A 13,105-nucleotide genomic window follows, 5' to 3' on the forward strand; every position below is an offset into this window, starting at 1 on the left:
TGGTGAGGTCCTTCTAAGTATCGGCGTGGTTGTTGTTAGGGCTGTTGGTAGAGGGCATTTCCAGGATGAACTCAGTAAACTGGCCGGGCTGGCTGCGCACTTCAATGCGCCCGCCATGGTCGGCGATGATACGGTTGCAAATGGAAAGTCCGAGCCCCATGCCCTGGCCCACGTCCTTGGTGGTGAAGAACGGGTCAAAAATCTTGTCCCGGATCTCCTGAGGGATGCCCGGCCCGTTGTCCTTGATGGAGAAGAGGATCCTGTCCCCGCGTGCAAAGGCGGACAGCTTGATGCAGGCGGACTCTCCTTCTGGGTACTGCTTGGTGGACATGGCATCCAGAGCGTTCTGGATGAAGTTGATGAGCACCTGGACGAACTGGTTGCTGTCTCCCCGGATTTCGAGGTCGTCCGGGATGTCCACCTCACGCTGCATGCCGTCCTTCCAGACGTGGGAGAAAAAGCGCAGGCCGGTGGCGACCACGGTTTTCAAGTCAAAGGCGTGATTGAGCTGGTTGGTGGTGCGGGTGAAGCCACGCAGGTCGGAGATGATCTGGATGACGCGGTTGACCCCTTCTTCCACATCCTTGACGGTGTCGGCGAAGTCGGCGCGTTCTTCCTCGGGCAAGAATTTGGCGGAGCGGCTGATGATGCCAAGGCCCTGGCGGGCGTAGTTGAGGGGGTTGTTGATCTCGTGGATCAAACCAGCGCTCAGGCGTCCGAGCGAGGCGAGCTTTTCGTTCTGCACTAGCAGGGACTCGGTCTCCTTGATCTGCTCCAGGGCATTTTCGAGCTGCTGCTTCTGCGCGACGAGCTCTTTCTGAAAGAGGCGCGAGTCCACGAGATTTTTGAGGCGCACCATGATCTCCGTAAGCGAGAAGGGCTTTGGCAGGAAGTCGTTGGCGCCGGCGGCAAGGCATTCAAGCTTGGTTTTCTCATCCGCACGCGCAGTGAGCAGAACTACGGGGATGGAGCGTGTGATGCTTCGTTCGCGAAGCTCACGGCATACCTGGAGGCCGTCTTTTTCCGGCATCATCATGTCGGAGAGAATGATGTCGGGAAGGAACTGGGCGGCCTTTTCCACAGCCTGCTGGCCGTCAACAGCCTCGAGAACTTCAAACGTGTCGCTGAGCTGGCTTTTGAGGAAGCGCAGCATGTCGGGTTCGTCGTCGGCAATGAGCAGCTTGGGCTTGCGGCTGCGTCCGACCCCTGTTTCCACGGGGCGCAGGGTGGCCTGCAGCGAGGTCATTGCAGGGAAGAGTTCGGCGCGGCGGTAAAGGTCAGCGATCCAGTCCTTGTTCTGGGTGGACTCGGCTTCGATCTCTTCGGCCGGTTCGTCAGCAGAGTCTTCAGCGGGGGCCGAGTCTCCCTGAAGCAGAGGGAGCCTGATGGTCATGGTGGTGCCTTTGCCCACCACGCTGGCGGCGGACACGCTGCCACCCTGTGCCTCGGCGAGTTCCTTGACCAGGGCAAGGCCGATGCCCATGCCCTGGAATTTGCGCTGGGAGGAGGTGTCTGCCTGCCAGAAGCGGTTGAAGATATGAGGGAGCTGGTCCGGCGGGATGCCCATGCCGGAGTCACGCACTTCCACGACCAGCCACGTGTCATCCTTGAGCGCGCTGAAATTGACGGTGCCGTTGGCGGCGGTGAATTTGAGGGCGTTGAACAGCAGGTTGAAGCAGATGCGTTCGAGCTTTTCCGGGTCAGCCATCACGGTGCCGATGCCTTCGTCCACATGAGTCTGAAGGTGGATGCGCTTGTCCTTGGCCACGGCGCCGACTGCGGTGGCCATGCCATTGATGAAATCTCCCATGTCAACACGGCGGGCGCGAATCTGGGCGCGGCCGGACTCGAGGCGGACGAGATCGAGCAGATCATTGATGAGCTTGAGCAGGCGCATCGCGTTGCCGTGCATGGTGTCCATGAGCTCGCGCTCTTCCGGCGAGCGGGTGGAGGTGACGCGCTGGATCAGGCTTTCCAGCGGTGCGATGAGCAGGGTCAGCGGGGTGCGGAGCTCATGGCTGATGTTGGCGAAGAAGCGGCTTTTGGCTTCGTCGAGCTCCCGCAGCTTCTGGTTGCTGGCCTCCAGCTCGGCACGGTTGAGGTCGAGGTCATGACGCAGCTTGAACTCGGAGAAGCGGATGGTGTTGTAGAACCAGGTGCCTGCGGTGGTGAACACGCCCGTGACAAACAGGAAGTACAAGTTGTTGAAGAAGATGCTGCGGTTGGCGATCGGGCCATGGTAGTAGCAGGCCAGGAGGTAGGAGGCCATGGTCAGCACAACGACCAGGATGCTGTCCTCCAAAGTCCAGCGCATGAGGATTGCAGCGCCGAGCATCACGAGGTTCAACCCGGCATAGTAGGGCGACTCAGCGCCTCCTTTGGCATAAATCATCCATGCGATCCCGACAATGAGGGGCATGGCCATGAGCAGTCCGAGGAGGCGGTGCAGACGCTTGCCCCAGGCCGTGTTGAGAGCGAGCCATACCAGAATGCTGACAATGGCGGAAAGGACACGGGCCGGGAAAAAGCGCTTAACGCCTTCTTCCTGAAACACCACCCAGTCCAGCGTACTGCCCGCGAGCATGAACACGACGGCGAGAATGCCGCAGAGCTGATAGTTGCGGACTCGGATGTCCTGCTCGTAAGCCTGGAAGTTTCCCTTCAGGCCACCAGCTAAAACTGGAGAGGCATCAGGCATCGAGAGGTTTGCGCACTTCGAGGAAGATGTTCACGCCGGTGGGGTCTGGCTTGACGAGGAAGGAGCCAGGTGGGGCGCGATCGGGTGCGAGCTTGAGGAACTGCTCCTCGTCGCGGTAAACGAGGTGCCACTCCGCCAGGTATTCCATCCAGTTCCGCCAGGGGTTGCTGGGATGCACGTTGGTGGCGATGAGCAGGCCGCCAGGGGCGAGCAGGTCGTAGAAGATCTCCAGAAGGCGCCGGCAGATGCGGTCTGAAAGGTAGTCGAACAAGCCGGCGCAATAGACCATGTCGTAGGTGCCGGCCTGTGCGGCCGCCCGTCCGGACTCCTTCAGCACCTGATGCACGGATTTTTTCTCAAAGCGCAGGCCTGTGCGGCGGCGGTGCCTGTTGCGCAACTCTTCCAGAGAGCGCGTCGTGTGCATGATGGTTTCATCGTTGAAGTCCAGCAGCAGGAGGTCGGCCGAGTCGGAGATGGGCTCGTGAGTGAGGAAGTTCTGAATTTCCTGGGCCGGGCCGCAGCCCAGGTTGTAGATGCGGGCCACTTTGCCCTGGGCGGCCATGCGCTCTGTCTCTGCCTTCAGCTGCTGTACGAGGTAGACAATGCGGTTGCGGTGGGCGATCACCGGCGGGATGTCCAGGTAGAGCTTGTTGAGCAGCTTGGCAAAAATGGAGCTGCCTTCATAGGGGTCGCGCAGCATCATGCTGACCATCTCGTAGTCCCCTGCATAACCCAGAGGCTTGTGATAGGTGCGGTAAACAAACGGCGCGCAGAGCACCAGCGGGTGCAGCTGGCGCTTGATGTAGCTGCGGTGCACCGGCTGCTGATCCATGGGGATGACAGCGGCGGACTCCTCAAAGCGTTTCATCAGCGGATAAACCGTGGGGACGATGGGCTCCTCCATCTGCAGGAGGACTTCGCGCTCCGCCTGGATTCGGTCTCCTGTGGGGAGGGAGCGCACACCGAGCTCCACCTGCTCCATCCAGCGACGGAGGTCGGAAAGCATGGTGTGCATGTCCGCCACCACGATCTTGAACTCGGGCACGACGCGGTAGCTCTTTTCCGTCTCGCGGAGGAACTCGGCAAACTCTGTCAGCAGGCGGCCTTTGTTCTGAGCGGGGGAGAGGATGTCGATGTCGATCCAGCCGTCATCCGAGAGGGAGGCCTCGCAGATGAGCATGATGCCGGTGTTCACCAAATTGGCGATGGTGGCCCTGCCGGTGTAAACGACGCGGTCGTTCATCATGATCCTGAAGTCATTCAGGACTTCAGAGAGCTGTACAATGCTGTAGGGATTGTAAACCTCAAATACACCCAGGTAGCGCGTGAGCCGGTGCAGCGTACCGCGCACTTCAGCCCCTTGGCTGTTGCGGCAGATGATAAAACTTAGCCGCTCCCCAGAGGAAGCGAGGTTGGGCAGTGCGTTGTCGGTGTTCTCCATGTTACGAATCCTCTGCTAAAGCGGGTTGCAGCTTGATGACAACACAAGCCTTGTTGAAAAAGACCTCCTCACGGTCTGGCATGGTGCCACGAAGGCGCTGGAGACATGCGAGGGGAAAAAGCACGGTGTCATTTTTGAGTTAAAACCTCTGCGTGAAGCTCAGCGCCAGCACCTGCCACTGATGCTTGTAGGTGCCATCATACTGGTTGGGAGGGTTTGACGCCGCCCCGCTGATGACACGGGCGGGGTAGTAGACGCAGGAATACGTGAGGTCCACGCCGCGAGTTTTGCCCCGCCAGCCCACGCCCAGGCTGAAGACATGCCTGTCATTGCCGGGAACCAGGGGGGTGTAGCTGTTCGCCGGCTGGGAATTTTCCGAATAGAGATAACCGCCGCGCAGCGCCCAGTGTTCATTCAGCTGGTAGGACATCCCGGTGCCGAAATCGAGCGAGTTTCTCCACCCAAAGACGGTGCTGGTCGAGCCGCCGAGCAAAGCTTGGTTGTTGCCGATCAAGAGGGGTAGGACATCGTGGGAGGAATTCTGCGCCCATTTGAAGTCAAAGCCCACGGTGAAGCGGTCTGTCACGTCAAAACCATAGCCGACGGAGATGGAGGCAGGAAAGGTCATGTCGGATTTAAAGCTGCTGGACTCGCTGAAGGTGCCAATCAGCGCCGGCGGCATGTTGGAGGCTTTGAAATCGCCACTGAGATTGACCTTCACCGGCAGCCGCCCAATGATTGCAAGGCGATGTCTTTTGGCAAAGGTCCAGTTGATGCCTGCATAAGCGCCCAAGCCCCAGCCCTGGCCATGGATTTTGATGTCTCCTTCGGCCGCGCCCGGAATGATATTGTTCCAGGCGTAGAACTGCTTCATCGTCAGGTCGGCGTACAAGATGTCGAGGCCGATGGCAAAGCTGAGATCGTCTGTGATCTTCACTGCGAGAGCCGGGGTGATGTCCACCGTCATCAGGTTGGCCTCGTAGGGCAGCGCATAGCGCAGGCCGCCGCCCATGCCCTTGGGGTAGTAGGCGGCAAGGCCGTACGGGGTGCTGACACCGAGGCCAAAGGACAGCCTGCCGGGCAGCAAGGGCTGCACAAAGTACATGCTGGCGGGGAAGACCCAGGGCCGGTTGATCCGTACGTTCTGGCCACCGTTCTGCTCAAAGCGGATGTCTGAATGCCACATGGCCGTGTTGATCAGCAGCTCGCTTTTCTCCATTTTCAGGATGTTGGCCGGAGCGACACGCACGGCTGAGGCATCGCTCAGATTGGCATATCTGCCGCCCACGATGCTGAGCGCCTGGGCGGAGTCAGGTATCACAGAGAATGTTTCGGATGCCTGCGCTGCCGCTGTGGCCAGGCCCAGGGCGAAAATGACATAAGCGTAGCGTGTTTTCATGGTGGAGCGGGGCGGAGTTATGCCAGGCCGTTGGACTGGCAGTAGCGGAGAATTTCGACAGTTCCCTTGAGCCCGGTCTTGCGACACAGGTTGTGCTTGTGCACAGCGACGGTGCGCGGGCTGAGAGACAGATCCAGCGCGACCTGCTTGAGGCTTTTGCCCCGTGCGAGCTGCATGAGGACTTCGAGCTCGCGGTTGGAAAGCTTTTCGTGCACCTGGCCGGCGGAGCCTTTGCGGATGGAGCGGTCTGCAAATTTCTGCGCCAGTTCGCGGGAAATGTAGCTGCGCCCATCCAGGGTGCAGCGGATGGCATCAAAGAGCTCATGTGGAGGTGCGTCCTTGGTCACATAGGAGCGTGCGCCGAGCTGCATGGTGCGGGAGACGAAGGTTTCCTCCTGGTGCATCGAAACGGCGATGATTTTGGGCGGGGTGGGCAGGGTGCGCAGCTCCGTGGTGAGCTCCATGCCCGAGCGGTCGCCCAGCTCGATGTCCACCAGGGCGATTTCATAATTGTGGATGCGTGCTTCAACCATGGCCTCCGCACAGGTGCCTGTGGAAACCACGGTGGCCTGGGGGAATTCACTTTTCAGCATGCTGGTGAAGGCCTCGCGCACGAGAGCGTGATCATCGACAATCAAAATGCGGAATGGAGGTGGGGATTGCATATGAGTATTCAAAGTCGTGGAGGTTTATGCAGCAGACTGCAGAGGGGTTGGGAGCGCCGTGATAGAAATGCGTGAACTGCCGCCCGGGCCGGAACCGATGAGCTGCATGCGGGAGCCGAGCAGGAGGCATCTGGCTTCGACGAGGGCCATTTCTGAGCCGTCCACGTTTTCTGTCCAGACGCTGTCTCCGCCATCGTGGTCGATGGTGATTTCGAGCTTTTCGGCGGAGGCCCGGCAGCTGACCTCAACCCATGAGGTGTCTGCAAAGCGGACGCAGTGCTTCAGCAGCGACTGCATGATGCGAAAGAGATTGAGGCGGCTGGCGAGATCGAATGCGGGCTCGTCACCGCTGATGTGGAGGACGATAGAGCCGGCAAACGTTTCACCGATGTTGCGCACGAGCTGCTGCAGGGCGACGTGAAGTCCGAAGGCTTTCAAGACTGGCGGGAACTGCTTTTCGGTGAGGTCGCGCACCAGCTGGAGTGTCTGCCGCAGGGTGGAATCCAGGCTGCCGAGCAGCTTGGTGACGATGGCGGGATCTCCGCCGTTGGCGAGTTCATGGCGGACCATTTCACCCAGTGAGGCGCAGGCGACCAAGCCGCCGGCCATGTCTTTGTGCAGCACGTGGGCCAGATCCACTCGCTGAGCATCCTCCTCTTGCAGCAGGCAGCTTAGCGATTGCAGCAGCGTTGAGGCTGAATTTCTTTCTATTTCGTCGAGGGAAGGGGGATGCATTGGTCCTAAATAATTAAATCAATTATGTCGCTGCATTTAGGAGAACCACAGTTCGCTGAACTCGGCACCTAAATGTTGATTTAATATTTAGGCTAATCCTAAATGACTCTCACATATTCATGTTTGTGAAGCGGATCCAAACTATGATTTATCATAAAAATAAAGCTATTTTTATTAATTTTATAAAAATATGAAACTAACATTAGTCACATGTATCTAAATACCATTCAGCACAACTCTACTGCCTGCAGTCGGATTCTGATTGTGACCGAAGAGAGATCCTTGCAAGAGGACCTGCACATTTCGCACTCGCTGCAGAATACGGGTCAGGCTGGCAGTTCATCGGCCATGCTGGGTTTTGATCATGGCAGTGCCAAGGCCAAAGCGGCCGTGCCGCCCCCAGAAGTGGTCTGCACAGCGAATGAGAAGGAGGCACTGGCTCTGGTGGAAGCTGCCGCACAGGGGCACAAGCCGTTTTCTCTTGTGATTATGGACGGCCGTCTTTTTTACGGCAAGGATTACCGGTACGTGATCAACCGCCTGTGGCAGTCTCAGCGCGACTTGCACGTGGTGCTGCATGCTGTTTCTCAGCTGGAGGCATTTGAGCAAATTCCGATCGACCTTGGTTCCAATCCGCACCTGCTGGTCTTCAAGTTCAGGCTGGTCCCCTTTGAAATCACGCAGCTCATCCGCACGCTGACGTTCAGGCACAGTGCGGAAAACCAAACGTCGCACCGGAATCTGAGCCTGAATGCGCAGCTGCTGGAAGTCACCTCACGTTTTGAAGATGTCAGCAACCGGCTCCGGCTGGAGCAGGACCACCGCAAGCAGCTGGAGGATCAGCTCTGCCGTAATCAGCGTCTAGAAACGGTGGGGCGTTTTGCAGATGCGATGGCGCACTTTTTCAACAACTACCTGACGGTGATCCAGGGGCATCTGGAGGTGGCGCAGCACACCCAGGGGGCCGGTGGCACGAGCTCGCTACCATCTTCATCTTTGAAGGAACTGATCCTCGCCACGCAGCGTGCGGCTGGCTTTACCTCGCAGTTTGTTTCGTTTAACAGGCGCGACTATTTGGAGCCTCAGCCGATGAATCTCGGCCAGGTCATTGATGGGCAGGCGGCGATGCTGCAGAAGGCGCTGGGAGAGCAGATCTCCATCCAGATCAGCCACCAGCCGGATCTGCCCGGGGTGATGTCTGACCAGGCGGCGTTGGAGCAGATTATTTTCAACCTCCTGATCCACGCGCGTGACTCCATGCCGGGCGGTGGCAGGGTCATGATCCAGACCCGGCAGGTGTGCATCCCAGACGCAGACACGGCCAGCCAGATTCACGCGGAGGCAAAGCCTGGGGATTTTGTGGTGATGACGATTTCTGACACGGGCAAGGGACTGACCCCGGCCGAGATGGCTGCTTTGCTGGATGCGTCCAAACTCTCTCTGGAGAAGGAGGGGGGGGCGGACATCGCCATGATTCTCGTGCAGGGGCTGGTGCGCATGCAGGGCGGCTGGCTCGAAGGGCGCAGCGTGCTGGAGGTGGGGACGGAGTTCTCGGTGTATCTGCCGGTCGCCACTGGAACCGCGTCTGCGGCAGCAGTGCCAGAGAAAAAACTTCTCAACCGCGGCGCAGCGGAGGAGTCATCGACCATTTTGGTCGTGGATGACGAAGATTCGGTGAGGCAGGTGATGGAATATGTGCTGACAAGCCAGGGACACAAAGTGCTGACGGCCGCCGATGCGAATGAAGCGTGGGCCATCTGGCGCGAGAAGGCCGCGGTGATCAAACTCGCACTTATCGACGTGAAGCTGCCTGGCGGTGTCAGCGGCTTTGACCTTGAGAAGGCGCTGGCAGCCGAAGATCCGACGCTTCCTGTGATTTTCACCTGTGGCTACTCGCCTACCACGCTCAGCAACGCGAAGGAGCTGAAGGCGGGCGAAAATTTCCTGCCGAAGCCCTTTGGCATGGTGGAACTGCTCAACATCGTGGGGCAGGCGCTGCTGCAGCCAGCGAGGCTGTGAACAGGTGGGGTGGGTGGTTGCCTGCCAGCCTGTGCCCGGTACCTATAGACGAAGCTGCCAGCTCGTTTCGAGGTGGGGCAAGGGAGGCTGAGATTGCCACTCAAGGTGAGAGGCGATGGCGGAGGCAAAATTTCAGCCTGCATAGTGGGCGTGGAATTTATATCGCGAGGCTGCTGCCGGATAATTTGATGCGCAGAGTATCTTGACCACATCCGGCGATGACCGAAGGAACGGTATGGTCACCATCCTATTCTATTGCGCTTCTGCTGCTTACGGGGGCAAATCCGTTTCAAGGTTGCAGGTCTCGTGATCGTTGTTTTTCGATCATGCGTGCTCTTGTGGCTAGACTTGTCGAATGCAAAAAGGCGGGGTGCATTGTCCACGCTCTGATGGAAACGCCATGGCATCCTGAGGAGGCGGGAGATCTGGCTGTGCTGTTGTGATGAAGTCTGACCCTTCAGATGGTGTGCTGAGTCTGCAGCGGCAGACGATTGCCTGCAGCCTGGTCATTATGGTGGACTGCTGCGGTGTCATTCAATCGGTGGATGGCGGGCAGGATCGCTTTTTGGAGGTTTTTGGCCGGGATCTGATTTTGCCGAAACGAGGGAGCAGCTGTCTGGATTTTTTCACCGGGGCATGTGACCTGCGTTTTGAGGGGGCGGCGAGATGGGCGAGTGCCCTTCAGGAGGTGCTGGAGCGGCGGTCTGCGGGGGCGAGGATCGAAGCGTGCGAGGTGGGTGGCGGTGGCGGGGGCTGGCTGGAAATCACGATCATTCCTCTGCCTGTGGGGGGGGGCGCCGGGGCGCTGATCACCTGCATAGACGTCACTTTGCGGAAGCATGCGGAACTGGAGCTGCGCCACCGGGAGGCGCAGGGGCGGGCGATTGTGGAGCTTGAGTCAGAGAGGCGAGGGGCCGAGGAACGCCTCCGGCAAAGCGAGGCGACGATGGCGGACGCCCAGCGCATTTCACATTTTGGCAGCTGGGAGCTGGACCTTTCGCTGGCGGCCGGGCCAGGCAACCATCCGCTCCGATGGTCTGAAGAAGCTTTCCGCATCTTTGGCCATGAGCTGGGGGGCATTGAAACGACGCAAGAAAACTTTTTCCGTGCGGTGCATCCTGACGACCTCGAGATGATTCGCGGGGCAGTCAGCGAAGCGATCCGCACCTGCGGGCGTTACTCGACCGATTACAGGATCATCCTGCCGAACGGCGAAGTCAGGCATGTGCACGAGGACGCGCAGATATTTCTTGATGAACAAAGCGGGCAGCCGGTGCGCATGGTGGGGACGGCCCATGACATCACGGAGCGCAAGCTGGCGGAGGAGGCGTTTAAAAACAGCGAGCTGCGCTTCCGCCGTGCGTTCACGAATGCGAGCGTGGGCTTTGCGATCACGGACATGAGGGGCGTGGTTCTCCACATCAACAGGCACTACTGCAACATCACCGGCTACAGCGAAGAGGAAATGGTCGGGAGATCGTTTGCCACGATCACGCATCCGGAAGATGTGTCACGCAAGCTGAGGCTGAACCAGAGGCTGATCGAGGGGGAGATCAACGATTTCGTCGTCGAGAAACGGTACCTGTGCAAAAACGGGCAGGTGGCCTGGGTGGAAAACAGCGTGTCGGCCATCCGGGACGAAGGCGGGCGGGCTCTGAACATGGTGGTGCTGTGCAAAGACATCACGAAATCACGCCACAACCAGGAGCAGCTGCGTCTGCTGGAGGCTTGCGTTGCCCATCTCAATGACATCGTGCTGATCACAGAACCGTGGCCGCTGGATGAGCCCGGCCCGCGCATTGTGTTTGTCAACGATGCATTCACGCGAGTGACCGGCTACACCAAGGAAGAAACGCTGGGGCGAAGCCCGCGCTTCCTGCAAGGGCCGGGGACGGACCGCTTTGCCCTGGGGCGGATGCGGGCGGCTCTCGCGAAGGGGCTGCCAAGCAAGGAGGAGGTGATCAATTACAAAAAGGACGGCTCCGCCTTTTGTGTTGAGATAGACATTGTCCCGATCTCCGACCTGGCGGGCCGGGTGTCTTATTTTGTGGCTGTTCAGCGCGATGTCACCGCGCGCAAGGAGGCGGCAGACCGCCTGCGGAGAAGCAACCTGCGTTATGAGAGGCAGCACGTTGCGCTGGCCCGGATGATACGCAGTGGCGTGATGCAGGCCGTTCATCTGGAGTCTGCATTCCGTCTGATCACCGAAGAAATTGCCCATGCGATGGAAGTGGAGCGTGTGAGCATCTGGCGATATGACCAAAACCGCAGCAGCATCGTCTGCCAGATGCTGTTTGAGGCTGGCGCGCGGCGTCATTCCTCCGGCTTGGAGCTGCGTGGCGGGGACTACCCGGCCTACTTCCGTGCCATGGAGCAAAATGAAGCGATTGTGGCGGATGATGCGTGCGGTGATCCGCGGACCTGCGAGTTTGCCGAAAGCTATCTCATGCCGCAGGGCATCACCTCCATGCTGGATGCCCCGCTGCATGTGGGCGGGGTGCTGGCGGGGGTGCTTTGCCAGGAGCATGTGGGCCCGCGGCGCACCTGGCTGCCGGAAGAGAAAAGCTTTGCGACATCCATGGCCAACTTCATCTCCCTGGTGCTGGCGCAATGGGAGCGCAGACAGGTGGAGGACATGCTGCGCCAGCAGGCTTCACTGCTCGACAAGGCCAATGATGCGATCATAGTCCTAGATCTTGACCATAACATCACCTACTGGAACAAGAGTGCTGAAATCCTCTATGGATGGACCGCCGGGGAGGCAAAAGGGAGCAAGGTGACCGAGCTGCTCTACACCGACGATGCGCAGTTTGAGGAGAAGAACAGCCGGGTGCTGACCGAAGGCGAATGGGCTGGTGAAATCCAGCAGGTGACCAAGACGGGCGAAGAGGTGACGGTGCAGGGGCGCTGGACGCTGGTGCGGGATGCCGAAGGCCGGCCCAAATGCGTGCTGGCCATCAACACGGACATCACTGAGCAAAAGCGGCTGAAGGATCAGATTCTGCGCTCTCAGCGCATGGAGAGCATCGGAACGCTGGCGGGCGGCATCGCCCATGATCTCAACAACGTCCTCACGCCGATCATGATGTCGGTGGATCTGCTGAACCTGCGTGTCAAAGATGAAGCTAGCAGGGAGACGTTGGAAACGATCTCGGCGAGCGCGCGGCGAGGCGCTGACATGCTCAACCAGGTGCTGTCCTTTGCCAGGGGGCTGGAGGGGCAGAAGGCGCCGGTGAAGATCAGCCGTGTGCTGCGGGACATGGCGCGCATCGTCGGAGACACCTTCCCGAAGAACATCCATCTTCGGCTGAAGGACGAGCTTGCCGCCGGCGACGCTGTGTCAGGGGACCCGACGCAGATCCACCAGGTGCTGCTCAATCTCTGTGTGAATGCGCGGGATGCGATGCCTGCCGGAGGCACGCTCACCATCAGTGCGGCGCAGGTCATGATCGATGCGCAATACGCCGCGATGAACATTGAGGCGCGTGAAGGGCCGCACATCAGGATCAGCGTCGAGGACGACGGGCTGGGGATCGCGCCGGAGGTTTTACAAAAGATCTTCGACCCCTTTTTCACCACCAAGGATACGGGCAGGGGGACGGGGCTGGGACTGTCCACCGCGCTTGCCATCATGAAAAGCCACGGCGGTTTTTTCCGGGTTTACAGCGAGCTGGGGCATGGCTCGAGCTTTCATGTGTACCTGCCGGTGCAGGCGGAGCAGGCCGCGGAGGAGCCTGTGGCCGAGGATCTGGTGCTGCCACGCGGGAATGATGAACTCGTCCTCCTGGTCGATGACGAGGCTGCGGTGCGTGAAATCACGCGTCAGACTCTGGAGGCGTACGGCTACCGTGTGCTGCTGGCTGCAGACGGGGTGGAGGCGGTGACGCTCTACTCAAAGCATCAGCACGAAATCGCCCTGGTGCTGACCGACATGCGGATGCCGGTCATGGACGGCTCCACCACGATTCAGGTGCTGATGAAAATGAACCCCCAGGTCCGCATCATTGCTGCGAGCGGCATCAATTCCAACAGCAGCATTGCGAGGGCGGCAGGTGCAGGGGTTCGGCAGTTTCTGCCCAAACCCTACACGGCCGAAACCATTCTGCGGGCGCTGCATCACGTTTTGAACGAGCGCTGAGGCTTGCAGG

At 59.4% G+C, this 13,105-nt stretch carries 7 protein-coding genes; 2 read left to right on the forward strand and 5 right to left on the reverse strand.

Going from position 1 to position 13,105, the window contains the following annotated elements:
* Positions 1 to 13: 13 nt before the first annotated feature.
* The 5 genes from ACZ5WW_RS16560 to ACZ5WW_RS16580 all read right to left on the reverse strand — a co-directional run bounded on the left by ACZ5WW_RS16560 (position 14) and on the right by ACZ5WW_RS16580 (position 6,938).
* On the reverse strand, positions 14 to 2,698 hold the full coding sequence (locus ACZ5WW_RS16560; protein ID WP_377166251.1) for an ATP-binding protein: 2,685 nt from the start codon (positions 2,696 to 2,698) through the stop codon (positions 14 to 16).
* The gene (locus ACZ5WW_RS16565; RefSeq protein WP_377166249.1) at positions 2,691 to 4,139 is read right to left on the reverse strand and encodes a class I SAM-dependent methyltransferase; all 1,449 of its coding nucleotides are present in this window, start codon (positions 4,137 to 4,139) and stop codon (positions 2,691 to 2,693) included. The genes ACZ5WW_RS16560 and ACZ5WW_RS16565 overlap by 8 nt, the downstream gene beginning before the upstream one ends.
* Before the next feature lie 139 nt (positions 4,140 to 4,278).
* On the reverse strand, positions 4,279 to 5,538 hold the full coding sequence (locus ACZ5WW_RS16570) for an OmpP1/FadL family transporter (RefSeq protein ID WP_377166247.1): 1,260 nt from the start codon (positions 5,536 to 5,538) through the stop codon (positions 4,279 to 4,281).
* A gap of 17 nt (positions 5,539 to 5,555) precedes the next feature.
* Positions 5,556 to 6,203, reverse strand: coding sequence for a response regulator (locus ACZ5WW_RS16575; protein WP_377166245.1), 648 nt, complete (start codon positions 6,201 to 6,203; stop codon positions 5,556 to 5,558).
* 24 nt (positions 6,204 to 6,227) lie between these two features.
* Positions 6,228 to 6,938 carry a hypothetical protein gene (locus tag ACZ5WW_RS16580; protein ID WP_377166243.1) on the reverse strand — a complete coding sequence of 237 codons (711 nt, stop codon included), beginning with the start codon at positions 6,936 to 6,938 and terminating at the stop codon, positions 6,228 to 6,230.
* A 348-nt stretch (positions 6,939 to 7,286) separates the two neighbouring features.
* On the opposite strand from ACZ5WW_RS16580, the gene ACZ5WW_RS16585 reads away from it, so the two are divergent.
* Both ACZ5WW_RS16585 and ACZ5WW_RS16590 read left to right on the forward strand, forming a co-directional pair.
* On the forward strand, positions 7,287 to 8,957 hold the full coding sequence (locus tag ACZ5WW_RS16585) for a response regulator (RefSeq protein ID WP_377166241.1): 1,671 nt from the start codon (positions 7,287 to 7,289) through the stop codon (positions 8,955 to 8,957).
* Positions 8,958 to 9,399: 442 nt separating this feature from the next.
* Entirely contained in the window at positions 9,400 to 13,095 is a 3,696-nt protein-coding gene (locus ACZ5WW_RS16590) for a PAS domain S-box protein (protein ID WP_377166239.1), read from the forward strand.
* Positions 13,096 to 13,105: the final 10 nt, after the last annotated feature.

This window comes from Prosthecobacter fluviatilis, assembly GCF_055388355.1.